This window comes from Streptomyces sp. NBC_00690 (assembly GCF_036226685.1).
Lineage (GTDB): Bacteria > Actinomycetota > Actinomycetes > Streptomycetales > Streptomycetaceae > Streptomyces.
Genome location: NZ_CP109009.1, coordinates 7,688,230 through 7,713,163, shown reverse-complemented (window position 1 = coordinate 7,713,163; position 24,934 = coordinate 7,688,230). Strand labels below are relative to the sequence as shown.

At 67.0% G+C, this 24,934-nt stretch carries 25 protein-coding genes and 2 pseudogenes; 10 read left to right on the top strand and 17 right to left on the bottom strand.

Annotation, left to right across the window (positions count from 1 at the left end):
• Positions 1–18 precede the first annotated feature (18 nt).
• Positions 19–957 (top strand): UvrD-helicase domain-containing protein, encoded by a 939-nt coding sequence (locus OID54_RS33220; RefSeq protein WP_329025676.1) that lies wholly within the window; start codon positions 19–21, stop codon positions 955–957.
• 1,011 nt (positions 958–1,968) lie between these two features.
• Here OID54_RS33220 and OID54_RS33215 read toward each other — a convergent pair.
• A pseudogene (locus OID54_RS33215) lies at positions 1,969–2,133 on the bottom strand (pirin family protein); the annotation flags it as partial.
• 267 nt (positions 2,134–2,400) lie between these two features.
• Between OID54_RS33215 and OID54_RS33210 the strand changes: the two are divergent.
• Positions 2,401–2,643 (top strand): annotated as a pseudogene (locus OID54_RS33210) (aldehyde dehydrogenase family protein); the annotation flags it as partial.
• 69 nt (positions 2,644–2,712) lie between these two features.
• On the opposite strand, the gene OID54_RS33205 reads toward OID54_RS33210, so the two are convergent.
• The 4 genes from OID54_RS33205 to OID54_RS39295 all read right to left on the bottom strand — a co-directional run bounded on the left by OID54_RS33205 (position 2,713) and on the right by OID54_RS39295 (position 5,823).
• Positions 2,713–4,137: an IS701 family transposase gene (locus OID54_RS33205; RefSeq protein ID WP_329025675.1), complete on the bottom strand. Its 1,425-nt coding sequence runs from the start codon at positions 4,135–4,137 to the stop codon at positions 2,713–2,715.
• A 277-nt stretch (positions 4,138–4,414) separates the two neighbouring features.
• The gene (locus tag OID54_RS33200) at positions 4,415–4,954 is read right to left on the bottom strand and encodes a tyrosine-type recombinase/integrase (protein WP_329025674.1); all 540 of its coding nucleotides are present in this window, start codon (positions 4,952–4,954) and stop codon (positions 4,415–4,417) included.
• Between the two features lie 4 nt (positions 4,955–4,958).
• Entirely contained in the window at positions 4,959–5,321 is a 363-nt protein-coding gene (locus tag OID54_RS33195) for a hypothetical protein (RefSeq protein WP_329025673.1), read from the bottom strand.
• A gap of 322 nt (positions 5,322–5,643) precedes the next feature.
• Positions 5,644–5,823 carry a helix-turn-helix domain-containing protein gene (locus tag OID54_RS39295; RefSeq protein WP_443055812.1) on the bottom strand — a complete coding sequence of 60 codons (180 nt, stop codon included), beginning with the start codon at positions 5,821–5,823 and terminating at the stop codon, positions 5,644–5,646.
• Between the two features lie 489 nt (positions 5,824–6,312).
• Here OID54_RS39295 and OID54_RS33190 point away from each other — a divergent pair, with 489 nt between their 5' ends.
• A complete protein-coding gene (locus tag OID54_RS33190; protein WP_329025671.1) occupies positions 6,313–6,465 on the top strand; it encodes a hypothetical protein in 153 nt (50 codons plus the stop codon).
• Positions 6,466–6,550: 85 nt separating this feature from the next.
• On the opposite strand, the gene OID54_RS33185 is transcribed toward OID54_RS33190, so the two are convergent.
• Positions 6,551–6,745, bottom strand: a complete 195-nt coding sequence (locus tag OID54_RS33185; RefSeq protein ID WP_329025669.1) for a hypothetical protein — start codon at positions 6,743–6,745, stop codon at positions 6,551–6,553.
• A 644-nt stretch (positions 6,746–7,389) separates the two neighbouring features.
• A complete protein-coding gene (locus tag OID54_RS33180) occupies positions 7,390–7,677 on the bottom strand; it encodes a radical SAM protein (RefSeq protein ID WP_329025667.1) in 288 nt (95 codons plus the stop codon).
• A gap of 271 nt (positions 7,678–7,948) precedes the next feature.
• Between OID54_RS33180 and OID54_RS33175 the strand changes: the two genes are divergently transcribed.
• From OID54_RS33175 to OID54_RS33155, 5 genes are all read left to right on the top strand, one after another.
• Positions 7,949–8,107 carry a hypothetical protein gene (locus OID54_RS33175; protein WP_329025666.1) on the top strand — a complete coding sequence of 53 codons (159 nt, stop codon included), beginning with the start codon at positions 7,949–7,951 and terminating at the stop codon, positions 8,105–8,107.
• A 363-nt stretch (positions 8,108–8,470) separates the two neighbouring features.
• A complete protein-coding gene (locus OID54_RS33170) occupies positions 8,471–8,890 on the top strand; it encodes a hypothetical protein (protein WP_329025664.1) in 420 nt (139 codons plus the stop codon).
• A gap of 17 nt (positions 8,891–8,907) precedes the next feature.
• Positions 8,908–9,153 carry a hypothetical protein gene (locus tag OID54_RS33165; protein WP_329025662.1) on the top strand — a complete coding sequence of 82 codons (246 nt, stop codon included), beginning with the start codon at positions 8,908–8,910 and terminating at the stop codon, positions 9,151–9,153.
• A gap of 16 nt (positions 9,154–9,169) precedes the next feature.
• Positions 9,170–9,967: a ketoacyl-ACP synthase III family protein gene (locus tag OID54_RS33160; RefSeq protein WP_329025660.1), complete on the top strand. Its 798-nt coding sequence runs from the start codon at positions 9,170–9,172 to the stop codon at positions 9,965–9,967.
• On the top strand, positions 9,964–10,770 hold the full coding sequence (locus tag OID54_RS33155; protein ID WP_329025658.1) for a thioesterase II family protein: 807 nt from the start codon (positions 9,964–9,966) through the stop codon (positions 10,768–10,770). The genes OID54_RS33160 and OID54_RS33155 overlap by 4 nt, the downstream gene beginning before the upstream one ends.
• 22 nt (positions 10,771–10,792) lie before the next feature.
• Here the strand turns inward: OID54_RS33155 and OID54_RS33150 are convergent, their stop codons facing one another.
• The 7 genes from OID54_RS33150 to OID54_RS33120 all read right to left on the bottom strand — a co-directional run bounded on the left by OID54_RS33150 (position 10,793) and on the right by OID54_RS33120 (position 18,254).
• Positions 10,793–11,605: an SAM-dependent methyltransferase gene (locus tag OID54_RS33150; protein WP_329025655.1), complete on the bottom strand. Its 813-nt coding sequence runs from the start codon at positions 11,603–11,605 to the stop codon at positions 10,793–10,795.
• 196 nt (positions 11,606–11,801) lie between these two features.
• Complete coding sequence (locus tag OID54_RS33145) at positions 11,802–13,022, bottom strand: MupA/Atu3671 family FMN-dependent luciferase-like monooxygenase (RefSeq protein WP_329025654.1); 1,221 nt, start codon at positions 13,020–13,022, stop codon at positions 11,802–11,804.
• Complete coding sequence (locus OID54_RS33140; RefSeq protein ID WP_329025652.1) at positions 12,937–14,424, bottom strand: thioesterase domain-containing protein; 1,488 nt, start codon at positions 14,422–14,424, stop codon at positions 12,937–12,939. Before OID54_RS33140 ends, OID54_RS33145 begins: the two co-directional genes overlap by 86 nt.
• Before the next feature lie 387 nt (positions 14,425–14,811).
• The gene (locus tag OID54_RS33135) at positions 14,812–15,894 is read right to left on the bottom strand and encodes an arylcarboxylate reductase (protein WP_329025650.1); all 1,083 of its coding nucleotides are present in this window, start codon (positions 15,892–15,894) and stop codon (positions 14,812–14,814) included.
• Positions 15,891–16,853: an ACP S-malonyltransferase gene (locus OID54_RS33130; protein ID WP_329025647.1), complete on the bottom strand. Its 963-nt coding sequence runs from the start codon at positions 16,851–16,853 to the stop codon at positions 15,891–15,893. The genes OID54_RS33135 and OID54_RS33130 overlap by 4 nt, the downstream gene beginning before the upstream one ends.
• Positions 16,854–17,106: 253 nt before the next feature.
• Positions 17,107–17,469: a LuxR C-terminal-related transcriptional regulator gene (locus OID54_RS33125; protein WP_329025645.1), complete on the bottom strand. Its 363-nt coding sequence runs from the start codon at positions 17,467–17,469 to the stop codon at positions 17,107–17,109.
• 23 nt (positions 17,470–17,492) lie between these two features.
• Positions 17,493–18,254 (bottom strand): thioesterase II family protein, encoded by a 762-nt coding sequence (locus OID54_RS33120; RefSeq protein ID WP_329025643.1) that lies wholly within the window; start codon positions 18,252–18,254, stop codon positions 17,493–17,495.
• 1,480 nt (positions 18,255–19,734) lie between these two features.
• On the opposite strand from OID54_RS33120, the gene OID54_RS33115 reads away from it, so the two are divergent.
• Both OID54_RS33115 and OID54_RS33110 read left to right on the top strand, forming a co-directional pair.
• Positions 19,735–21,528, top strand: coding sequence for a BTAD domain-containing putative transcriptional regulator (locus tag OID54_RS33115; protein WP_443055720.1), 1,794 nt, complete (start codon positions 19,735–19,737; stop codon positions 21,526–21,528).
• A 63-nt stretch (positions 21,529–21,591) separates the two neighbouring features.
• Positions 21,592–22,254 (top strand): class I SAM-dependent methyltransferase, encoded by a 663-nt coding sequence (locus OID54_RS33110; protein WP_329025639.1) that lies wholly within the window; start codon positions 21,592–21,594, stop codon positions 22,252–22,254.
• A gap of 152 nt (positions 22,255–22,406) precedes the next feature.
• Here the strand turns inward: OID54_RS33110 and OID54_RS33105 are convergent, their stop codons facing one another.
• The 3 genes from OID54_RS33105 to OID54_RS33095 are packed head-to-tail and all read right to left on the bottom strand — an operon-like array spanning position 22,407 to position 24,932.
• Positions 22,407–23,546 carry an HAD-IIIC family phosphatase gene (locus tag OID54_RS33105; RefSeq protein WP_329025637.1) on the bottom strand — a complete coding sequence of 380 codons (1,140 nt, stop codon included), beginning with the start codon at positions 23,544–23,546 and terminating at the stop codon, positions 22,407–22,409.
• Positions 23,543–24,658, bottom strand: coding sequence for an acyl-CoA dehydrogenase family protein (locus tag OID54_RS33100; RefSeq protein ID WP_329025635.1), 1,116 nt, complete (start codon positions 24,656–24,658; stop codon positions 23,543–23,545). Before OID54_RS33100 ends, OID54_RS33105 begins: the two co-directional genes overlap by 4 nt.
• Positions 24,651–24,932, bottom strand: coding sequence for an acyl carrier protein (locus OID54_RS33095; protein WP_329025633.1), 282 nt, complete (start codon positions 24,930–24,932; stop codon positions 24,651–24,653). The genes OID54_RS33100 and OID54_RS33095 overlap by 8 nt, the downstream gene beginning before the upstream one ends.
• Between the last annotated feature and the right edge of the window lie 2 nt (positions 24,933–24,934).

The window sequence follows — 24,934 nt, the reverse complement described above, 5'->3', positions numbered from 1 at the left end:
GAGAATGTACGTGAGGTCGTGCACGGGGCCCTCGGCATCGACGGTATCCGCGCCCAGGTGTCGACCTACTTCGCCAGGACAATCAGGTCCCTGCTCGTCGACGAGGTCTACGACGCGAACGACCTAGACGTGGAGATCATCCGCATCGCGGCGGAAGCGGGACTCGCAGTCACTCTGGTGGGAGACCCTTGGCAGGCCCTCTACGCCTTTCGTGGCGCCCGCCCGGAGAGCGTGCGCCGGCTCATCGAGGCGCTGGGATTCGAACGCGGCGAACTTCGGACATCGTTCAGATGGCGGGACAGCAGTGACCAGGCGTCACTGGCACGTCTACTGCGCCGTGGAGAGCGAGTGCTCCTTCCCACGGGGGCGGCGCGAGACGTCGATGTCGTCCTCGCTCGGCGGTGGAAGACGCTGTGGAACGGAGACGCCCATGTCCTCCCGCTGGCAGTCAAGCAGCCGTCAGGACCGTTCCAGGAAGCCGTGTGCACCTTGCTCCTTAACGAACTCACCCAGAGCTCCTTCGGCCTGCCCGCCGCTTTCCTTGCCGACGCCCGGACTACCCTGGGCATCGAAGAAGCCGAAACATTCGAGGAGCTGCGTCCAGACCTACAGTCTGCTCTCCAGGGCCTGGCGAGCCAGGACGACCTCGGCGACATCTGGACCGCCTTGGCGGACAGCGTGCTCACCAAGACGCACATCGAGCCGTCAGAGAGCCAGAGGCGGACACCGCGCAAGGCTCTCGGCAACCTGCGCATGCGGCTGCAGAACGCGCACGAGCGACTCGTGCCCGGCCTGACATGCCACCAGGCCAAGGGCAGGGAGTGGGACAGGGTCGGGATGAGACTGGAAGAGTCCGACGCGGCTGTCCTCCGGAAGGGTCTCGACCCCGCCGACGAGGCCCACCGCTCGCTCTACGTCGCACTCACCAGGGCACGAGTCCACAGCCTCGCGGTGTAAACGGAAGAGAGCCTGCAGAGAGCCAGAGGCGAATATCGGTTGGTGCCGCGTTCAAACCTCTGGTGCAGGCTCTCCCCCAGGGACCGTCGGCAGTGCCTTCCAACGCTGGCGCTCGTTAACCCGTCCCGCAGTCGGGGGCGGGGCTGCGGCGTGACGCTCGTTTGACGCTCTCGGCGCCCGCAGAGCCCGCTAGGCGCACCAAAAGCGCCTGACCTGCAGGTATGCCAGCTCCCCTTCCGGATGGCGATTTCCGATGACGCACCATGTGGAGTGCGCGGCCGTCTCGAACTGCCTTGTAGAGCGCCCAACCACACATTCCGAAGTACAGGGTTGGCAACACGCCGAGGAGACCCGACCTTCGCTGATCGAGGGCGAGGGGCCAATCAGTGATTCCGGGATCAGGTTCGGTTCGAACAGCCGAGTCGCACGCGAGGAGTCTCCTCACAGAGGCGCGGCCCCACGAATACCGCGCCAGCGAAACGGGCTCAATGTCTCGGGACGCCGCAAGCTACGGCAGGCCGCCTCGCGCCCTTCTCCCCCACAGTCAAGGTCCGCTCCTCGGCTCTCGACCGGCACCCAGGAAGAGTCTCCACAACCCGAACGGCGTGCGCCGGAGAGGAGCAGCACTGCTCGTACAGCAAGTTGGGGATCATTGTGGGATCTCGACAAGAAACGCCCCCGACCCTTGTACCCCAACTCCACCTCAGAGCACCCATCCCATCACGAGGTCAGCAACATCCGTCTGCCATCGCATCTGCAAACGCCTAGTCAACTCCTGGACCAGCACGTGCGCGCCGATATTTCGACTGACGAATCGTCAGCAAAGTCAGCATTAGGTCAGCAAGAGTCCGCCCAGAGGTGCCCACAGCCGCCCACAGACGGGAATCCGAGCCAGCCCGGGGACCCCCGCTCAGAGCCAGCCAGGCACCACTGGGCCAGGCGCTCCGCGCACAAGAATGATGCCGCCGGCTACATCAGCCAGCGGCATCAGAAGAGCAGGATCACCGCAGGTCAGCGCACCCTTCCCCGGGCCTTCAGGGGCAGTGGGGGCAGTTCCGGAGCGGGTAGCGGACCCCCGTCGTAACCCTTCACCTCGCCGAAGCGGGAGCCCTCCATCCAGTCCTTGCGGGCGGTCTCGATCTCCGACTGTGTACGTCCGACAAAGTTCCACCACATACCGCATCTACCCTTCATCAGTGCAGGTCAGATCAGGTCTAGGGAAGTGCAGGTCAGCGAAAACCCAGCATCGTCCGCTAGATTCCCGCCGCGCGGGATAGCTCGTTCAGTACCAGCGGTAGAACGCCCTACCGCAGAAGCGCCCTCTCTCCCCCACCGAGATGATCCCCGTGTGCAAACGCTGCTGCGTCGGTGGATCCTGTGAGCCCCTGAGAGTTCCGCGTTGGCTGCGAACGAGTCGAGTCGCTCAGATGTCAGCAGGAGGACGCCGTACGAATCGCCAACGACACCCCCTACGGTCTCGACTCAAAACTCTTCACCACTGACCCCACGCAAGCCGAGCGTGTCGCCGCGCGGATCGAAGCCGGCGTGGTCATCGTCAACGCGGTCGGTGTCGAGGACGCTTAACTACCCTTCGGCGATGTGAAGCGCTCCGGGTTCGGGCGCGAACTCGGCCGACCTGGAATCGAGGAATTCGTCAACAAGAAGCTCATCCGGACCGTCGCTTGAGACCCTCCCCAACATGATCACTCCCCCAACCGACAGCTAGCGGTGGTTTGTTAAACCGGGCAGTAGAGATCAAGCGGGTGGCCTGCGCCGACGGCGTTGATCAGCGCTTGGAGTTCGGGTGGTGGCGGCTCGTTGGTCCAGGCTCGCCAGCAGCGTTGGAGGGTGGTCCAGGGGTCGAGCCAGGCCCGGACGGCGCGGATCGCCTGCGGCCAGCTGGCCGGTTGGGGCTGGTGGGGTCTGTTCGTTCCCCCTCTCAGTGGGTCCCGCTGGGGTGGAGGCCGGTGGGACTGCTGGGACGACGGCGGGCTCCCGGTCTGGCAGTCGGGCGAACCAGATGTCCCAGCAGAAGGAGAACGCGCAGGCGACCAGGGTCTGGTGGCGGCGGATGGCGGTGTCGGAGCGGACCTGGAAGTCGGCCCATCCGAGCTCGTCCTTGATCTGCTTGTAGCTCTGCTCGATCCAGTGTCGAATGCCGTAGATACGGACGACTTCGTGCAGGTCAGCGGCGGGTTCGGGACTGTCGGCCTCGCCTGGGCCGCCAGGGCGGGGCAGGTCGGTGGCCAGGTACCAGGTGGACTGCGAGGGCAGCGTAGCCGGATCGGTGGTGGCCACGACCAGGCGGACGTTTCCATCGGGGCCCCAGAAGCCGAGGGTGGCGTCAGCCGCCCACCAGGTCTCGGTGCGCCCGTCGCGGAAGGTCCGCTCGACATGGTTCCAGTCTCCGGGATGCTCAGGGTCTGCCCAGGTCAGAGCCCGGGCGGCCTGGAGAGGGGTGTAGGCGTCCTTGCCGTAGGCCCAGCTGCCGTGGCTCGGCTTGAGGGCCATGACGAACGGCAGGCCCGCCGCGGAGAGCTCTCGGCGGAAGCCGTCCTGGTCACCGTAGGCGCAGTCGGCGGCCACCGCGCGGAAGGCCGTTCCGGCCGCCTTGGCGGCGCGGGCGAGTTCGACGGCGATCTGCAACTTCGTGCGGAAACCCGGGTCCTTCTTGCCTGTCGGGAAGTGGTGAGCGGGGCTGTAGGGCACCGCGTGGAGCGGGTAGTAGAGGTTCTCGTCGGCCCAGCAGGTAGTCACGGTGACGATGCCGTTGTCGGTCTTGCCCAGCCGCCCCAGCCACTGCCGGCCGATGTGCGCGGTCGCCTTCCCGTCCTTGCGGTCTCCCGCGTCGTCGATCACCAGCACCCCGCCCGCGTGCGGCGCGGTCGCGGGATCGGCCAGCAGCAGTTCCACCCGGCGGGCGTTGACCTGCTCGTGGTCCCACGTCGACTCGGACAGAAAGAACTGCAGCCGCTGCACCGCAGCGTGCTGGGCTCCGGCCACCGGCTCGGTGCCGGCCAGACAGGTCAGGGTCTTGTTGCGGTCCCGCGGCAGCAGCAGTCCCGCAAGGTACTCCCGGAACCCGCGGCGCTGTGCCAGGGTGGAGAAGAGGTCATCGAAGCGTGCGGCGTAGGCTTCCAGCGGGCCCGGAGCGGGCGGACACGGAACACGACGGGTCATCACAAGCTCCCGGGTGGCGAGGCGACGTTCCTCTGCTACCGGCCTACTACGACCCTGACCCGCAGTCAACAAACCACCACTAGGCATGAACCAGTCTTTCCCTCCCGCACCCGGGCGGGAGGGAAAGACCTCTGGGGCCAGGGCATGGCACCGCGCGGCGCTGGACTCGGGATGGTCGAAATCCCAGGGCGAATCTTGCGTCCAGGAGAGGGCGGGAGTGAACGAGCAAGCCGGTCACATATTTGGCGAGGGTGTGGTGGGCGAGGCCGGTTTCACGTCAGGACGCGAGGTCAACGTCTAGGACCTTTGCCGCCCTGCCGATGGAACCCGGCATGAGGTGCCGGTAGACCTTGAAGGTGATGTCCACACTTCGGTGTCCCATCCACTCAGCCACATCGGTGATCGGGATGTTGTGAGTGAGGCAGTTCGAGGCGAAGAAATGACGGAAGCCAAATATGACCATCCCCTTGGGGATCTCCACTTCGCCGGCCTTCTTGATTCTGCGCCACTGGTTGTGAATTGCGTAGTAGGGAAACGTTTTCGCAGGGTCCGTTGGGTGTCGCAAGAGGTAACCGTCGATGGTGCCGTGCGTGTCCGCGTACTGTTCTATGGTGTGTCGACCACTGGCGGGGAGTGGCACGTCGCGGTACTCGGAAGCCTTGCGGTGTTTGAGGCGGCCGTACTCCCGTGTGGTCTGGTTGACCTGTTCGGCGATGCGGTACACGTCATCGGCCACGACGTTGTTGAGATTGACTGCGGCCGCCTCCCCGTTGCGCATCCCACAACCGGTCATCAAGTCGGCAACCAGCGTGAACACATCGTCACCTGCTACACGAATATCCCGCAGTTGGGCTGGGGAAGGTATAACCGCGCGGCGTGGGTCGTACTGCGGGGGGTCGGACCCCCTCCAAGGGGCTCTCGTCGTAAATGCCCAGGCGGTGCGCGTCCAGCAGGATGGCCTTGAGCTTGTCGAAGGCGTTGGCTTGGGTCGCCAAACCCGTGCCGTTGCGCTCCATCGTTCGGATGAACCCGTCCACGACCTTGTGGTCGAACGTGTCCATCCGTCGGCTCTCGAGCGCTGGCAGGAGATGGTGTTTCAGCAACGAGTCGAGGTGGCGTAGAGAGGAGGCCGCCAGGCCGCGTTGGCCGTCCTTCCACTCGGCGGCGTAGTCTTCGAAACGCATCGCCCCGTACTTCGCGATGCGGTCCGCTCGCGATTGGTTTCGGGACGCAGCCTTCCGCGCGTCGAACAGCTCAGTCAGTCGACGGATGGCCTTGTCCTGGGTGCTGAACCCTGATTCCTCGAGCTGCCGTCCGGCTGAGGTGCGGTACCGGATCCTGTACAGGTGAGGGCACCTTGACCACCCAGATCTCGGGTGTTCACAATCCTTGAAAAATGTACCCATTCCCCGGGCCAGGGACTTGCTCGCCAATGTACTGAACTACTCCTCACCGCAAAGAGATCGACAGACGAATGGAAGGGGTACGGGCGTGACAACGGACCGCTCATTCCAACGTCGCAGACTTCTGTTGCTCAACCCACACCTTCACCTCAGAGACTCTGAACTGGATCTTCGCGTTCCGCCCCGATCCAAACTTGTAGGAGGCGATGCCTAGTTCACGCGCGTGTCTGTATGTCCATGTGACCGACATGTTGAGATAGGCCGCCAACTCCCGCACATCCATAAACTCGCTCGCCACTTTTACGTCCCGAAATCTTCCTATACCGCACGCCGACAACGGACGAGGGCCTGAGCTCGTCAGGGTCCCCAACAACCGAGACCGCTTCCCAAAGGTGCTTGTCCCTTTCATCTGAATTCGTGGGACTCCGCCGACTGACGCAGCCCACGTGAGCACCACTAAGGATCCTGACGATTCCCGGTTTGGCGAACCGGGGGTTGTCGGCTATGCCTCTCCCTGCACGCTTGACCTTCGAACGGGCCAGCTCACCGGAGGGCGGGCGATCACAGGGGTCAGTGCAAGGTGAACAGATTCCCTCGTGACGACTACAAAACGCGGACTTCGACGATCGGTTTCCGGGGGTGTTGTACGTTGACATAGCCCGCAATGTTCGTCCAGACCAAACGGCACTATTCTCGTCTGCCGTGAGCGATCGAGCGCTCCCCGCAGGGCGGTGTCGGTGAGTTCGACGGTAACGAGTTCGGGGGCGGCGAGGTGGCGCTCTTCGCCTACGGCCCTGATGCCGAGGCGCTCTTCGCCGTCACGGAACCTGTCCTGCGTGACCTGCCGTTCCGCCCGGCGAATGTGATCTTGCGCTACGGATCCGCGTCGGACCCCTCCGCTACCGAACGGCTCGTGGAGCTGTAGCGCGGGTCGCGCGTCAGGCGGCCAGGGTCGGGTACTCGGTCCAGCCGCGGGTCGGAGATTCGGGGGCGAAGTTGGACTTCGGCTCTCAACGGCAGTTCCGCCAGCGTATGTAGGCGTTGATCGCGGCATTCTGCTCGGCGTGGCGGCGGTGATCGGTGCCGTTGAGGGCGACGTAGCGCAGGGCCTTGAGCAGGGCCAGGAACGCGCGCCAGCGTTTGCGAGGACGAATGCGGTAGTACATCTTGCCGATGGCCAGGTCCAGGGCGGCGAGCATGTGCATCCTGCCGTCGTAACGGTTGTAGGTCGCCCGCAGTCTGTGCGGAGAATGGCTGCGAACGCCTTTGCCTTGCCCTTGCCGGGCGTCAGGTTCAACGGCCCGAACTCGTCCACGCACACCACCCGCCCGTCAGCCGGGAGTGTCGTAAGGCGCCAAGACACGGTGCAGCTTGGTCGGAACACGTGATCAGACGAAGGCCGTGTTGACGTCCCGGCAATCCCGTACGGGCAATCGCGTTCGGAGTTGTTCGAGGCCATCAAGCAATCAGCCCTTCGCCCCGCGGATGTCCAGCGCCGCCGGAAGGTCTGCTCTAGGTCGAAGCGCCGCAGGGAAGCCTGCCATCGGACATCGACCAGCGAAAGATGCGCGGTCAACCGGATCGCTGGGCCCTTGGGCCGAGATCACGGCCGTCCAGAACCTCAATGTCCGTGATGGTCGTCCGGCACGGATCCAAGCTCAGCCAGATGACGTCCATGCCGTCACGTTCGAGTTGGATCATCGAGGAACCCGACGAACCGAACGGCGCGGTCAGCAGGTTGATGCATGTTGCGATACAGGTGCACAGGCCGTGATAGGGCAGGTCAGCTACCACCTCGGCCAGTGATTCGCGTGTTCGAAGAGCCGCCAGTGCTCGGGGCGCACCCGCATCAGGTGTAGACGCGTACGCGCAGGCCGAGCCGCAATGCGTGCTCGGCGAGCTCGACGCAGCCCGAGTGGAGCAGGGGCTCTCCGCCGATCAGCTGCACCGTGGTTGTACCGAGGGCTGCGGCCTCGGAGATGATCCGGTGCCAGTGGTCTGTGGCCATCATGCCGTGGCTGCCGTGGGATGACGCCTGGGCGTAGCAGTGCTTCGGGCAGGTGAGTTGGCAGCGGCCGGTGAGCTCCAAGGACACTAACCGTAGCGGGGCGGAGGGCGCCTCCGGAGCGATCGACATGCACGCCAGCGCAGAGGCTGTTGCCAACGGTTGGTATGGATTTGTGCTGTTGAAGCCTCACCAAGGGTAGGGACTGTGGCAACCCCGTGGGCGGCTGACGTGTCGACTTGGAGCCGAACAGGTCGATCCGCTCCGAACTGCGTGCGTGGACGCGTGGGGTGTTGGTGAGAACCGGGGGCTGAGTGGTCAGTGGCGGTGGCACCAGTGCTGGTGCCTTCAACACCTCGTAGCCCGATGCGGTGCGTTGCTCTGCCACGGTGAGGCCTGTCGCGTGGCAGAGTTGTTCGGCGATCTGCGGGTATCGGGGGTGCATTCTCCGGTTGCCCACCGTGACCAGCGCGGAGAGGAGCGGCTCGCCGCACTGGCGGTCTTCGTCGACGAGGCCATCGGTCGGACTGGGGTGAATGCTGGGGACATCACCGGGGCGTGATGGGCGCGAGGTCGGCAGGCTCGTGCCCCACCGCGGCCACTGCGCCCGACACTGCACGGCGACTTTGGAGAAGTTCGTGAGCGATGTGTCACGCCTTCGGAGCCCGGTGTCCCGGCTGCTTCTTCATCTGCGGATGTTCCGGGGCCGGTACGCGGTCTATCTCACCGGTTGTCTACTCTTCTCCGTCGGAGCGTCCTTCTTCATCCACTCAGACCTCGGGACCGATCCCCTGGATGTCTTCGCGCTCTGGGGCTGCTTGATCATGTCCCGATCACCATCGGCATCGCTCAGGCCGTGGTCGCCGCGGTCTGTATTGCCGTCTGGGCACTGTGGAACCGCAGGCGGCCGGTTCTGTCGCCGTTCGTGACGTTTCTGCTGTGCGGCAGTGTGATCGACGTACTCCTCGCTGTGGACGCAGCGGTCCGAGTGCCCGTATCGAAGACCGCACTCATGCTGATCGGTGTTCTGCTCTGCACCTACGGCTCCGCCCTGATCATCATGAGCGGTGTGGGTATCAGGGCCATGGATCTCGTCGCGATCAGCATGACGCACCAGAGGGGCTGGCCGTTCTGGATCGCCAAAGGGTCCCTGGAGCTCATCCTGCTCGTCTCCGGGTATCTGATGGGCGGCCCGGTCGAGGTGGGCACGGTGTGCTTCCTGGTCTTCGTCGACACGCTGATCCAGCCGTGCATGTGGCTCAACGCCCGGACTTTCTCGCTGCGCAACCACGGGCTCGACCGGCCGACCGTATCCGGGCCCGTGGCCGGTCCTGCCGCCGTCTGAACGAAAGGTCCCACACTATGCTCTTCAACGACCTGTACATCGTCGGCATGGGGGCCTGCCTCCCGGAGCGGGTCACCACCGGGACAGCGGTCTCCCAGGGTTGGTACTCCGCCGAGGAGGCCCAGGCCCTCGGCTGGGTCTCGGTCGCCGTGGCCGGGGACCGGGCGGCGCCGGACATGGCTATCGCCGCCGCGAACGACGCTCTCGCGGTCTCCGGTCACTCCCCCCGCCGACATCTCCATGCTCTTCCACGCGACCTGTAATCACCAGGGCCCCGACATGTGGTCACCGCAGCACTACATCCTGCGTCACACCGTCGGCGGGACCATTCCGGCCGTCGAGGTGAGGCAGGGGTGCAACGGCTTCCTCGCCACGATGGAGCTGGCCGGGAATCACCTCGGCGCGGCGCCCGGCCGTGACGCCGCGCTGGTCACCTCAGCGGACAACTGGGGTGACCCGCTGGTCGACCGTTGGCGCGCCACCCCGGGCGGGCTCTTCGGTGATGCCGCGACCGCGGTCGTACTGTCGCGTGTCCAGGGTTTCGCCAGGCTGGTGAATGTGTGCGCGACCTCGCTGCCCGAGCTAGAAGAGCTCAATCGGGGCGGTGAGCCGTTGTTCCCGCCGGGGTGCACCACGGGTGTCAGGGTGGATCTGCGGGAGCATGCCGCGACCTACAAGGGCAACCAGGACCTGGTTCAGGCGGGTCGGCTGATGGGCGAGACACAGCGCGCCCTCATTCGGCGAACGCTGGACGAAGCGGGACTCGACGTCGGCGACATCACCCGTATCGCCCACCAGTTCGTCGGCGACCGTCAGGTGCTCCAACGGCTGCTCGAACCTTTCGGCGAGGACGCGGTGGCGAAGGGGGTATGGGACTTCGGCCGGGCTATGGGGCACACCGGGGCCAACGACCAGAGCAGTGGACTCTTCCATCTGCTGGAATCCGGTCAACTGGCCTCCGGTGACCATGTGATGATGCTCGGTGCGGGGGCCGGGATCGCCTTCTCGTGCGCGATCATCCGCATCGTCGAGCCACCGGTGTGGGCGTGGCGCTCCTCGTCTCCCGATGCGGTATGACCCTTGAATCACCTGCCCGGAAGGCACCGCCGGAGAGCTGGGTACTGCGCCCCCAGCCGGGCACCGCGCCCCTCGGAGTTCCGGGGCCACCACCAGCCGTACGCCTGGTGTGCTTCCCTTACGCGGGTGGAAGCGCAGCGGTCTACCACGGCTGGTCTCAGGAACTGCGTCCGGCGATCGAACCCTGGCCGCTGAGACTGCCCGGGCGGGAGGCCAGACATCATGAGCCTCTCCGCACGGATCTGCTGGCCACCGCTTGTGAGGCGGCAGCCGCGCTCGCGTCGCTGCTCGCCCCGCCCTACGCGTTCTTCGGGCACAGCCTCGGAGCATTCCTGGCGTTCGAGACCGCACGCCTGCTGAGGGACGAATGGGGAACGGAACCCTCTTTGCTCGCTGTATCGGCCCGCAACGCTCCTCAGCACCTTACCGATCGCGGCGAGCTCCGGCTGCTACCCGATGACGAGTACATCGAGGTGCTGGACCGGCGCTACGGGGCGATCCCCCCGCTGATCCGGCGGGATCCGCGGATGCGCGAGCTGTATCTGCCCATTCTCCGCGCCGACACCACCACGCTCGAAACCTATGAGTACCAGGTGGGCAAGCCGCTGAGCTGTCCGATCCTCGCTTTCGGCGGTACGGAGGATCCCGAGACGTCGCAGGTCTCCCTCTCCTCGTGGGGAGAGATGACGAGCGCCGGCTGCACGACGTCGCTGCTGCCCGGAGGGCATTTCTTCCTCCAGGAGCAGCGCCATCGGCTCCTCGGTCAGCTGCGTCGGGAACTACTGGCGGCCCTCGTGCCCTGACCGCGTTTCCCGCGCTCCCGGCTCAGACGCGTTCGGCTGTGATGAGGACGTATCCGAGTCCGGGGGTGTAGAAGGTATTGACCTCGGGATCGAGCATCGCGTTGACCACATCCGCCCCCGCGATGCGCAGCCATTCGTCCCGGTGCTCCAGCATCTGTGCCCGGAGCGAGACGCGGACCGGATCGGGTACGAGGATGTGCGGTGTCACATCCTGCACATCGAGTATCCGGAAGCCTGCGGCCTCCAGGAGCGGCCGATAGGCGTCGAGCGTGATGGCCGTGACCGTCGGGTGCAGGGTGGACCAGTCTTGGTCCGGCTCGTGGAACATGTCGGCCAGTACGAGCCGGGAACCCGGCTTCAGGACCCGTGCCGCCTCGCTCAGGGCCCTGCCCTTGTCGGGCATGTGGATCAGGGACTCGAAGAACCAGGCCGCGTCGAAGGTGCCGTCGGCGTACGACAGGTCAAGCGCGTCCACCCGCTCAAACCGGGCCCGGTTCTCCAGGCCGAGCTCCCTGGCGCGTTCCGTCGCCCGCGCGATCTGCCGGCAACTGACGGTGACCCCAACGATCTCGACCTCGTGGTGTTCGGCGAGGCGGAAGGCGGGCTGCCCGATACCGCAGCCGATGTCCAGCACTCGCTGCCCCTTGTCCGGGGCGAGTCGATCGATCATCAGATCGGTGAGCCGTGCGGTGGCGGCCTGGAAGGAGGAGGTGTCATCCTCGCCGTCCCAGTACCCGAGGTGCAGATTGCTGTCACAGATGCGCTCGTGGAACTCGCTCAGTTCGCCGTAGAGTTCGGCGACCGCTTCCGCGTTGGTGTCCGGGGACGACGTCATGTGTATCTCCTCATTTCCGGGGGATTCCGCCGGGCTTTCCTCAGCCGTTCTTCCGGCCGTTCCCAGCGGCTGTTTCAGTTGGCCATTCGCGCTACCGGACGAACGGTCGGAACCAGGCCGTCCGGTGGTCCTGTGGCCCGCCCTCGCGGCGCCGCCCGGTGGCGTGCGGATGGGCGGCACCAAGGCGGGGCACCTGTCAGGGACGGGCGTAGTACCAGTTCATGGCGTTGGCCTTCGCACACGGCCCGGTGTCGGTGAGAGGCACCGGGTCCGGCCCGGTGGGCGGGGCTGCGGTGTCCCGCGGGTCGCCGGCACAGCGCAGGCGCAGTTCGTCGAGGGCAGGCAGCGCGGCCAGTACGGTGTCGAAGGGAAGCCCGAAGTCGACGAGACAGGCGATCTCGTCGACACCGGTGGCGCGCAGCCGCTCCACCGTGGCCGCGCACTTCTCCAGGGTGCCGAGCAGGGAGCGCCGCGCGTAGTAGTCGTCCGCCATCAGCCGGGCCAGCTCTCGCTGCTCGGCTGCATCGCTGCCACCAGTCTTCTGGTCGCTGTGTTTCTGCGTCATGAAGGAGGTCAGATATGTGGTGACGGGCTCGCGCACGAGTTCCCGCACCCGCTCCTCGTGCTCGCCGACATAGGTGTGCATGCCCACGGTCACGGTCCCGGCTGCCGGGTCGTGACCGGCTCGTTCCCGAGCAGCGCGGTACCGGGCGATGTCGGAGGCCAAACCCTCCCAACTGGTGAGCAGGGTGAGAACGTTGAGTCCTCGCTCGCCGGCATCGACCCAGGTCCGCGAATTCGATGTGTGCACCAGCCACAGGGGTAGCTCGGGCTGCCGGGGTCGGGGGTAGGTGCGCACCTCCAGCTCATGGCCGCCGGGACCGGGGAAGCGCATCGTCTCGCCACGCCAGAGCGAGCGGAGGGTGCTGATGTGGTCGAGGGTATGGACCCGGCGGTTCTCGTAGTGGTCCGGGTAGAAGACGAAGTCCCCCTGGTACCACCCGGTGGCGACGCAGACACCGGTGCGGCCATGGGACAGCTGGTCGACCAGGGACCACTCCTCCACCACCCGCACGGGGTGGTGGTGCGGCAGCACCACGCTGCCCGCGCGGATCCCGATGTGCTCCGTGGTGACGGCGAGGGCGGCGGAGAGCACCGCGGGGTTGGGGAAACTGCCGCCGAACTCCTGGAAGTGGCGCTCCGGTGTCCAGATGGCGGTGAAGCCCCGCTGGTCGATGAATCGGGCCACATCGAGAATGAAGCGGTATCGCGTTCCGAAGTCGTGACGGTCGTTGGCGGAGAAGAAGTAGACCTGAAATCCATGGCTTCTCTCACTGTGCGCCTTTGGGACCGGCCGGGTTGAGCGAGGCCGGGAAGAGGCCCGCCGGAAATCCGTCCCGGCCGAGCAGCGGGGCAAGCATGCCGGCGATGCGCGCGAGGTTGTCGTCGTGGGCGATGGTGTGGTGATCAGCCGCCATGTCGTGGATCACGGTCCTGTCGCCGACGTATCCGGCGAAACCATTGGTCCTGTCACCGCTGGTCCTGGGCACCGCGGGGAGTCCGTTGGTGTTGTCCGGCGCGAGGAATCCCTGGGTCGCGTGGAAGAGCGTGGTCGGGATAGGACGCTTCAGCGGACGGGGACGGTATGTCTGGAGAAGGTCACCGTTGTGCAGCATCACCCGATGGCGCACGAGAATCTGTCGCCTGATCATCTCAGGGGCGGGGCAGGCGGGCGAGAGCCGGTGGATATGGCGGGCGACGACGTCGAGCTGCGCTTCGAGATCGAGACCGGTGAGCATGGCGAGGTCTATCTGCCGGGCGACACCCCACCGCAGGTACATGGCGTTGCCGAGCATGACCAGGGAGAACGCCTCCGCCTCCAGCGCGGTCACTGTGCCCCAGTCGACGCTGTCCCATGCCTCCGTGCCGGGCATGATCGGGTCGATGGCGATGAGGTGTGACACCTCCTCACCCGCCTCCTGAAGCTGCCGGGCCATCTCATAGGCGAGAACTCCGCCGAAGGAGCATCCTCCGAGCAGAAAGGGCTCGTCGGCGAAGTGGGTCCGCAGTTCGGCGGTGTAGTGCCCGGCCATGTCCTCGACGCTGTCGTACAGGCGCGGCGGGACATCCGGGGACGCGGCACCGATCTGTTCGAGTCCGATGACCGGCTTGCGCAAACCGAGGTGGCGGGAAAGGTAGATGGCGTAGCTGACTTCGCCGTACAGATTGTGCGCCCAGATGGAACGGCGTCCGTTTCTATGACGGTTGATCGGAATCACCGGGGACGGGGAGTCGGCGTCTCTCGGGACAGGCGGCGCGGAGGTCAGCAGGGCCAGGTCCGCAGCGGACTCCTCGCAGGTCAGGGCCCAGGGCTCACGGTCGAGTTCGTGGACCAGGGGCGGCGAGGCGATCCAGCGGTCGAAGCCTCCCGGTTCGCGGACCGCGCCCCGGACGGCGAGCACGATGTTCACCGTCGCCGGTCCCGAGAGCGGGCGCGGCGTGTGGGCGGCGGCGGAGCGGGCCAGGGCCCGGCGCCACTCCGCAGTGTTCCGCAGCCATCGCCGCAGCGCGGGGGTGTCCATGGGGGCATGGGGCTCCAGCCGTGCCGTGACCGTGTCCAGCTGTGTGCCCGGGTCCTGCCCCGCGAGTTCGTCAGCCGTCACCGGCTGGCCGGGAGCCCCCCAGGCTGCCGCGAGCAGACCGGCAACCTCCGCGAGTGAGGTCGCCGAGGTCTCCCCGGTGAGTCCTGCAACCGGATCAAAGGTGCCGATGAGCAGCAGTTCGATAATCTCGATTCCCCGGTTCTGGAGGATGCGCACCGCTTCGGCGGCGACCAGTCCCGCGAGCCCCTGCCCGATAATCCGGCAGGGGCCGCCCAGGTGCCGCTCGGTGACGGCGTCGGCGCACCACTCGGCCAGTTCGCCCGTTTCCTGAGCATTCGGAAGGGCTCGGTTCCGCCTGCTTTGGCGTGGACGGTCGCGAGGCGGCGCAGGGCAGAATTCAGGGTGAGATGGTCGAGACCGGTGTTCTGTCGGCGGCCCACCTGCGACAAGGGACAAATGCACCACCCGGCCGCCGCCCGCGCACACCCCCACCAGGCTTGGCCTGAACCTCAGCCCCTCCCGGTCCGGAACACTCGACAGGGCCTTGACGCGACGTTCGACGTCCCGGAGGGAGCGCCCTATCTGTCCGGCTTCTTCGTCCGGTCAGTACAGTCCTTCCGGGGCCGAGCTCGTCGTCTGCAGCGGACGGACGTTGGCGACGCCATCGCTGGGCCAGCGGTCGGTCCGATGGCACAGTGCCTGGTCGCGCTCCAGGATGTTGGGGAGGAAGAGGTTCTCGTGCAGCACGGTGAGCCGCACCTGGCCCACCGCCCCGGGAGCGACCGGTGTCGACCGGTCGCCCTTGTCCACCACCGCCATGGTGACGTGCGGGTAGTTCGGTACGTAGCTGATCAACTCCCCGTCCCGGTCCACGTCGAAGCAGGCCGCGTTGCCGAAGGTGTTGCCGTAGGTCAGTCCGCAGATCCCGCCCTGTAGGGCGGTCCTGAAGGTCCGGTACATGTCCGCGCTGATCTGAGTACCGCTCAAGCGAACCCCGTCGAGAGCGGCGACCAGCTCGGGGTGGCGTTGCCGAAGGACCTGGAACAGAGCCGGCGTGGTGTTGATGTACTGGACCCGACCCTGCCGGAGCACGTCGGTGATCTGCTCGACGAGGTGAGTGGTGTAGTCGCCGACCTCGGCCAGGCGTCCTGTCCGAATGAGGCGCTTGACCCACCGCGGGTCCATGTCCACCGCGTACACCAGGCCCGCGTGGAGCTCCGAGACCTCCCGTACGCCGTTTCCGATCAGATGCGGCCCTGTCGGTGTGGCCTGCAACCAGGTCCGGCCCGGCTCGAAGCCCTCCCGGACGAAGGACCAGCGGCGCCAGGTCGCCCGGTGCAACAGCATGTCGGGCGTGTAGAAGACCCGGCAGGGCGTGCCGGTGGTACCGCCCGTGTCCCAGACCCGGCCGGCGAGTGGACGGGGCACGGACAACGGGACGAGGTCCGCGGGGTCGTCCTCACGCAGCCGGTTGAGCGGGAACGGACCGAAGGCTCCGAGCTGGTCGTACCGGGTGATGTCGCGCGGGTCGAAGCCCAACTGCCGTGCACGGCCGAGCCAGAAGGGGCTCCCGGCGACCGGGTCGAAGTGTCGCCGAAGGACCCTGCGGGTCCACTCGTCGAGGTCGGTGTCCAGCCATTGCTCGACCAGGGCATCCGGGTCAGTACGGGTCACGGCGGCGGTCATGACAGGGCCGGGGCGCCGGTGAGGTCTATGCCAAGGTCGTAAGCGGTGCTCAGGGCCTGTTCGATGTGCTCCGGCTGCTCGATGTGCACCACCGGGAAGGGGAACGCGAGGATCCCCTCCGGGATGGAGGGTCCCATCACCAGTCCGAGCTGTACGCCCTGCTCCTTCATTCCGCTGTAGACGTCGACCAGGCTGATCGGATCCGTCGAGTTCCGTTGGAACAGATCCCTGACCTCGTCCCCCGAGCGCAGCATCTTGCGCTCCAGGCAGGAGAGCAGCGGGACTTCAGGGTCGGCGAAGGGGATGGCGTCGATGCGCGGAGCCATGAAGTCGCGGTAGTGCCTACGCAGGGGGGTGTGGACCGCGATGGTGCGCCCGGGGAGAGGGACCACCGTTCCCGGCAGGACCTGGGCGGCAAGTCCGTTCAGCGCATCGGCATGGCCGGCAAGCATCAGGATGCGTTGTGTGCCGTCGGTGGTAGGGCCGAAGTCTCCGGCCAGGTAGATGCCGGGAACGCCCTCGCCCGGGTGGGAGGGTGCACCGTCACCGAGGGCACCGAAGGCAATGGCGATCCCCTGCTCGGGTGCGTCGGCGGGCAGCTCCGGAGTGTCCCGCGACCCGGCCAGCATTTCGAAGAGTTGCTGCCTCCCCACGGAGCCGGCCAGGCAACTGGCGGTCATCGCACCGAGACTCAGACCGCCAATGGCGGCCGGGCGCAGGTTGAATGTGGCAAGTACGTCGTGCACACCGATGGCGAGGGCCGCCTCGCGGACGGTGCCGACGCTCTGGCGCTCCTCTTGGGCGGCCGGGAGGTCTTCCTCCAAGATCTGCCCAACCGTCAGCCCTGTCCACTCGGCGACCTGCTCGTACCAGCTCCGCACCACCGGGTAGGTCCGGTAGAGCTCCAAACCGTGAGGCTCGGTCCCGACTCCGCCGCCGAACAGGTAGCCCAAGCTCATGACAGCTCCCGTGAATTGTTTTCCGAAAGAACGGAATGCTGTGGACGTAGCCTAGTGCAGCAGAACTCAGGCTGCCAGCATAATTCAAAATGAATGGCTTATCGGGCACGGCGATCAGGACTGCCACAAGGCGCGATACCCATACGATATTTCGGTCTGGGAGAATCTACCCGAAGCACCGTGAGAGAGCATTGTCGAAGTGGCTAGAAATTGCACCGGAGCACAGCGTGGAATGCGTCGCTCCATCCTCTTCCTACTGCTCAAGGAATGCAGGAAGAACGCGGGGCGGCCATGCCCCGACGCTCAACACTCCAAGAGAGTGCGCGCGGGAGACCAGGGCGGCACGGTTCGCGACCTGGAACTGACGCAACATCAAGCCGATGCGGTACTCGACGCCCTGGCGACTCAGGTGCAGCAAGGACGCCAACTGGACGGTCGAGGTGCCGACCGCGACCCCCTCCAGAATGCGGACGTCCAGCTTGGCCAGCCGTCTGACGCCCGCATTGCCGGGACTGCCCTCGCCGACGGTACGGACGTCGCCGGTACCACCTGACTGCGAAAGCCTCGCGGCGGAGCGGGCCCCTCCAGATGCGGATACCAGTACCAACCCCAACACCCCCATTACCTTTGTCCGTGGTCTCAGGCGCCAAGCGCTCCGGCGAAGTGGTCGCGCAGTACACCCATCACCTCGACCGGGCGACTGCTCAGATAGAAGTGACCGCCAGGAAACACCTTGAGGTCGAAGGCCGCCGTCGTCTGGTTGCGCCAGGCCTCAGCCTCCGACAGCGGTGTCCAAGGGTCCTGGTCCCCCACCAGCGCGGTTATCGGACACGCCACCACGGCGCCGGGGGTTGCCCGGTAGGTCTCCAGCGCCCGGTAGTCGCTGCGCAGCGAGGGCAGCACCATGCACAGCAGTTCCTCATCCTCAAGAAGCCGGGCATCAGTACCGCTCATGGCCCTGATCTCGGCCACGATCCCCTCATCACCGAGCAGGTCCACCCGTTCCTGTCGTGCCACGGACGGCCCCTTGCGGCCGGAGACGAAGAGGTGATCGATCCTCCCGCCCACGCCTTCGAAGCGCCTGGCCACCTCGAAGGCCACCAGCGCGCCCATGCTGTGCCCGAAGAGGGTCAGCGGGAGGTCGTCACAGTGGCGCAGCGCCTCGAACGCTTGGTCCGCCATGATCTGCAAGTCCTCGATGCCACGCTTCCCGCGGCGGTCCTGACGCCCGGGATACTGCACCGCCACGAGGTCGACCGAGCCGTGCAGTTCGGCCGAGACCGGAAAGTAGAAGCTCGCCGAGCCGCCCGCGTGCGGAAAACAGACCAGCCTCCGGTCCGCAGCCGGTGAGGAATGGAAGCGACTGCACCAGGGGTCGCCGTCCAGAGAGAGGGAAGTCATGTCGACCGTTCGTTCCTTTCTCAATCCGCAAGGTATCGGCACATGGCTCGATCACGTCGGATGTCGCTCCGGATGTTCGAGTAGCTGGTGATCACTGAATTCTGAGAGTGGTGGTCAGAGAGTCGAGGAACTGCCCATTACAGCCTGCCATGCCCCTCGGAATGTCAGCAAGGGCGCACCGGCGCACGCCCCCTTGCACACCACCGAGGTCTAATTCCAGTTAATTCTGGGGTGGATGGCGAGATCGCTGTGGTGCGAAGACATCCGCATGGGATTATCTTGACGCCGACCCAGCAGGAGCTGTCCGGTCGGATCGCCTACCGAAGATCGACCGGGGACGCGAGGAGGACAGCATGGCAAGGCCGCACGCCGTCAGCGACCTCCGTGGTACGCGTCCTGCGAAGACGGCGTTCGTGTGGCACTGGTCTGCGAGAACCAGCCGGCGGTATACGTTTGCGAGTCGGCCGAGGGCGTCAAGTGGGCGCTCCTGCTGCCGTCCGCGCGTTTCGCGCTGGTCGTGCGGTTGCCGTGCGACCACGAGCCGGGTACCCGTCCGACGCACCCCGATGCGTCTGCGCGGCCCGTAGCGACACCCGCTGGTGCTGTGTTCGCGATGTCTGGGCCGTGCCGGAGTTGGCCGAAACCGTCGACTGTTGGGTACCGAGCCGACAGGTTCCCGCCACCCACGGCCCCTCACTCGCCCTGGTCCGGGGCACCGTGCGCGGGAAGTCCACATCGGAGCACACCTGCGCCCCTGCGCCTTCGGCGTCCCTGGCGATCCACTTCCCCGTGGGCAGTGGGTCGACGGACCACACGCACCATCCAATGTCGGTGCTTGGTACGGCCCATGGCATGCGGGGACCGGGGGTTCCGGTACGGGGAGTTCGCCGATGTCCACGACCCTGTGCACATCGCCAGGAACACCCACAACGACGGGACACGGCACCGGCAGGTGAATCGTCGGCCATCCACACGTCAGACGCCGGATCGAGCCAGACGGCCATCACCACGCGGCACCGGAGGGTGCGCCGGAGGCCGAGCGCTGTCTGGTGCCGAGGCGTTCGCCCACGGAGTGCGTTCAGTCCGCCGTGTGGCCGCCTGGCCATCAGATCGCGTTGTTTTGTGGCCCCGCCACTCGGGCGGCTCCCTGTCCGCGCCGGCCGTGTCGAACACCGCCGCGGGCTCGGTGGCCGGTGGTCTCATCGGCCGCATGGACCTGCGCCAACGGGCTGGTCCCAGTGGCTGTGGCGATACCGAACAGCGCAAACCAAACGTGATCACAACAGTTAACTCTAGGGATGCATCTAGATATGTCGGGATGTGATTGACCAGTGCTCGGGCGTCAAAGACGCTGGAGGCTTCGTTGATTGCCGGTCGTGCGATGAAGAGGGATACCTTGAACTTCCTGCTACTGGGCCCGCTTTCCGTCCGGTTGAACGCGTGCGAGGTCCACGTGTCGGCTCCGAGACAACGCGTGGTCATGGCAGCGCTGCTACTCAACGCCAACCGCGTGATCTCGGTCGACCGAATCGCGGAGTACGTCTGGGACGGCGCCCCGCCGCCGAGCGCAGCCGCGACCGTCCGCACCTATGTCATGCGTCTGAGGCAGGCGCTGGGCGAGCACGCCTCCGCCAGGATCCTCACCCGGGCACCCGGATACCTCCTCGAACTCGACGAGCACGAGAGCGATCTGGGCCAGTTCACGGCCCATCGCCGGCGCGCGGCGGAACTGGCCGAACGCGGGGACCTTGAGGGGTCCTCCACCGAACTGGCCGAGGCCCTCGCTCTCTGGCGCGAGGAGCCGTTGGCAGACATTCCGTCCCGGACGCTGCGTGACGTGGAGGGTCGCTACCTCCAGGAGTTACGGCTACAGACCATGGAACTGCGCTTCGACACCGAACTCGCACTGCTGCGGCATGCCGAACTCGTCCCGGAGCTCTGGCGGCTGGTCAGAAAGTACCCCTTGCGCGAAGCTCTGGTGGGCAAGCTCATGCTGGCGTTGTTCCGCTCGGGTCGGCAGTCGGAGGCCCTGGACCTCTACCAGCGCACCCGTGTCCTGCTCGTCGAACAGCTCGGCGCCGAACCGAGCGCGGACCTGTGCGAGGTGCAGCAGCACATCCTCTCGGCCCACGACCGACCCCGCGCGGCGATCACGGCAGTTGCGCGCCCGCAAGCCCCTCGGGCAGTGGCGACGGCGACCGCAGCCTGGAGCGGTCCCGGCCGGCCGAGCCCGGCCCAACTCCCCTCGGTCCCGCCCCTGCTGCCCGCGCACACCGGTCCGTTGGCGCGGCTGGAGCGCTCCCTCTCCGCTTCCGCGCAGTCCGCGGGCGCCGTGGCCACCGCAGTGGTCACCGGCCGCGGCGGCGTCGGCAAGAGCGCGCTGGCCCTGCACGCGGCCCACGCCCTGCGCGACCGATCGGTACACGGCCAGCTCTACGCCAACCTCGGCGGAGGGTCGCGACCGCTCTCCTGCCGTACGGTGCTGCTGCGGTTCCTGGCGGACCTCGGAGTCCCCCGGGGCGAGATCCCAACGGAGGAATCCGAGCGGGAGAGCCTCTACCGGTCACTCACCTCGGGCCGCCGCCTGCTGGTCGTACTCGACAACGCACAGTGCGCTGCGCAGATAAGGCCGTTGATACCCGGCAGCGGGGGAAGCAGACTGCTGGTCACCAGTCGACGGCGACTGGCGGATCTGGAGGGCGCGCACACCTTGCTCCTCTCCCCGCTCGACGAGGCCGGGGCTCTGGAGCTGCTGGGGAGCATCGTCGGACCGGCTGTGGTCAGAGCCGAGCCACAAGCCGCCCGAGCGGTGCTGAGGATCTGCGCGGGTCTTCCGCTGGCGATCCGGATCGCCGGGACCAGGCTTTTGGAACGCCCCCACTGGAGTATCGGGGACTTCGCCCGACGGCTCACCCAGGCCCCACGTCTCTTGGACGAGTTGCGCACCGGCGACCTCGGGATCCGTCCCAGCCTCGACGCCGACCACGACGGACTCCGGCCTACGGCGTCGACAGGCGTCGACCCGGCCGAGGTGTTCACCGTCCTGGGGGCCACCGAAACCGGATACACCTCCAGCGGCAGGGTGGCGATGCTGCTCGGATGCTCCGAGGCCAAGGCGGAAGAGGGGCTCGACGCCCTGGTCGAGGCCCATCTGCTCCATCCGCCGAGAGCAGGCCGCTATCGGCTGGATGCGCTGCTCCAGGCGTACGCCAGCGAACGGGCCCAGGCGGCGGGCATGGAGTGGCGCGGTCACCCACTCGTCCGCGCCGTGTGAGAGTCCGGCGCCCCGGCGACGGACAGCCCAGCGACCGACCCCTTCGAGAGGAACTGTTCCACCATGGCCCATCAGACGGCAACCACTCCCGACCTGCTCTCCTATGTCCGGGAGGTCTCCCTCCGTGAGGACGACCTGCTCAGGGAGTTGCGTGAGACCACCGCGGACCTGCCGGCAGGGACCGCCATGCAGGTGATGGCGGAGGAGGGCCAACTCCTCGCCCTGCTCGTCGGGCTGACGGACGCCCGTGCCGTGCTGGAGATCGGAACCTTCACCGGCTACAGCACGCTGTGCATGGCCCGCGCGCTGCCGACCGACGGACTGCTGGTGTCGTGCGACATCGACGACAGGTGGCCGGCCGTGGGTGTCGACTTCTGGAAGCGCGCCGGGGTCGACTCGCGGATCGACCTGCGGATCGGCGATGCGACCGGAACCCTGGAAACGCTGCTGGCAGACCGTGGTCCGGGTAGCTTCGACCTGGTGTTCATCGACGCGGACAAGGCCAACTACGTCCACTATTACGAAGCCTCACTGGCACTGGTGCGCACCGGCGGTCTGATCGTGGTCGACAACACCCTCTTCTTCGGCCGGGTGGCTGACCCTGCCGCCGTGGACCCGGACACCGCCGGGGTCAGGGCGCTCAACCGGGTACTGCACCAGGACTCTCGGGTGGAGCTCTCGCTGCTGGTCATGGCGGACGGAATCACGCTCGCCCGCAAACGCTGAGAACTGAGCGCCGGTGTCCGGGCATCGGGAACGGTGCCCGGCGGCGAGCGATCCGCTCCCTGCCGCCGGACACCGGGGCGGTCCGCCAGCGCTTCAGGCAGTGCGGACCGCGGCCAAGCATGTCCCGGTGCGGGTAGCACCGTGAAGGGACCTCAGGATGGTGCCGTCGCTCCCTCGTTCCGTTCCCGAGTACCCAGGTCGGGTGCGTCCAGGCTCATGGTGGTGGACACCTCGCGCGGTTGCGGGGCCAGGTGCAGCCGCTGGAGTCCCGGCTGCACCGCAGCCGGCTCCAGCCCGACGGTGCACGGGCACGAATCCTCCTCGAAACCCGAGAAGCGGTAGGCAATCTCCATCATCCGGTTGCGCTCGGTGGCCCGGAAGTCGGCCACCAGGTGGACTCCTGCCCGGGCAGCCGTATCGGCCAACCAGTTCAACAGGGTCGCGCCCGCGCCGTAGGCGACCACCCGGCAAGAGGTAGCGAGCAGCTTGAGGTGCCAGAGCCCCGGGTGGCGCTCCAGCAACAGCACTCCGACCGCGCCGTGCGGTCCGAACCGGTCGGCCAAGGTGACCACCAGCACCTCGTGTCCGGGGTCGGCGATCAGGCCGCGCAGCACCGCGTCCGGGTAGTGGACGCCGGTCGCGTTCATCTGGCTGGTACGCAAGGTGAGCTCCTCGACCCGGGACAACTCCTCACCGGTGGCCCGACCGATGCGCATCCGCAGGTCCAGCGAGCGCAGGAACTCCTCGTCGGGCCCCGGCGCCGCCGCGCGCTCCGCCTCCCGGCGGAAGCCCGCCTGGTACATCTGCCGCCGCCGCCGCGAATCGACGGTGCTGGTCGCGGGCGTGAACTCCGCTAGCTCCGGCAGCGCGAGGACCTGCTCAGCCGGGTAGCACCGCACTTCGGGGAGGTGGAAGGCCACCTCGGCGCGCTCGGCGGGCCGGTCGTCGATGAACGCGATCGTCGTGAGGGCGAAGCCGAGCCGGTCGGCGATCTTGCGCACCGCCGCGGATTTGGCGCCCCAACCGATCTCCGGCAGCACGAAGTACTCGGCGATTCCGAGGGCCTCCAGCCGCGCCCAGGCGTGCTCGTGGTCGTTGCGGCTCGACACGGACTGGAGGATGCCGCGGGAGTCGAGCTCGATCACCACCTTCCGTACCTCGTCCGGGAGTATCACCTCGCCGTCCTCCAGCAGGGTGCCCTGCCAGAGCGTGTCATCGAGGTCCCAAACCAGGCACTTGACCAACGCGGCCACGGCCTCCTCCATCGGCTCCTCGGCTGTGGCCTCGGTCATGTCGCCCCCGGTCGTGAGAGTGCGTGTTGCGCCAGCATCAGCCGGCACATCTCGTTGCTGCCCTCGATGATCTCCATCAGCTTGGCGTCCCGGTACGCCCTGGCCACCGGATGTCCGTCCCGCGATCCTGCCGAGGCCAGCACCTGGACGGCAGCCGCTGCGCCCCGGGCCGCCTGGGTCGCGCTGACGTGCTTGGCCAGCACGGTCGCCACCACCTGGTCCGGCGCTCCCTCATCCCAGCGACGGCTCGCATGCTCACACACTCGGCTGGCCACCTGCTCGGCCGTGAAGATGTCGGCGAGGTGCCCGGCGACGAGCTGGTGTTCGGCCAGCGGTCTGCCGAACTGCTCACGTCCGGCGGCGTGCGCGGTGGCCCCTGTCAGACAGGCCCGCAGGATCCCCACGCACCCCCAGGCGACCGACATCCGCCCGTAGGCAAGAGCGGTCGTCACCAGCAGGGTCAGTGGCAGGCCGTAGCCGCCGAGAACGCTGTCGACAGGCAGCCGGACCCCTTCGAGGTGGACGTCGGCGTGTCCGGCCGCCCGACAGCCGAGCGGGTCGGCGATCCGCTCCACGCGGACGCCCGGCGTATCGACGGGCACCATGACGGCTGCAGCACCGTCCTGGTAACGACCGACGATCACCAACAGGTCGGCGTAGTGGGCGGCGGTCACCCACTTCTTGTGGCCATCCACGACGATCGAGTCCCCGTCGCGACGGACGGTCGTCGTCATCGCCGCGAGGTCGCTGCCGGCCCCCGGCTCGCTGAAGCCGACCGCAGCCAGTTCACCCCCGGTCAGTCGGGGCAGGTACGCGGCCGACTGCTCCGGAGTGCCCAGGCGCTGCACGGTCCAGGCCGCCATGCCCTGGGAGGTCATCACGCTACGCAGCGAACTGCACAGACTGCCCACATGGGCCGTGTACTCGCCGCTGAGCGTGCTGCTGAGGCCCCAGCCGCCGTACTGCTCCGGAACCTCGGCACACAGCCGTCCCTCTGCGCCCAGCTCATGAAGCAGGTCCAGCGGGAGCACGCCGTCCCGGTCCCACTCCCCCGCCTGGTCACCGACCCGCAGTGTGGCCGAGGTGCAGGCGCCCGCCAGGTCCTCACCCATCGAGGGCCTCGGTGTCGGACTGGCGGAGCCGGCCCACCAGTTGTGCCATCTGCCGCACGGTACGGAAGTTGTCCAGCCGGAGGTCAGCGCCGCGGATGGCGATCGCGTAGGACTTCTCCAGATGCACCACCAACTGCATGGCGAACAGGGAGGACAGGCCGCCGGCCCGGAACAGGTCGGTTTCGGATTCCCAGGGAGTCCCGGTGTGCCCCTCCAGGAACCCCAGGAGTTCCTTCTCCAGATCGTCAGTGCTTGGGATGTTCCCCGCTGTCATGG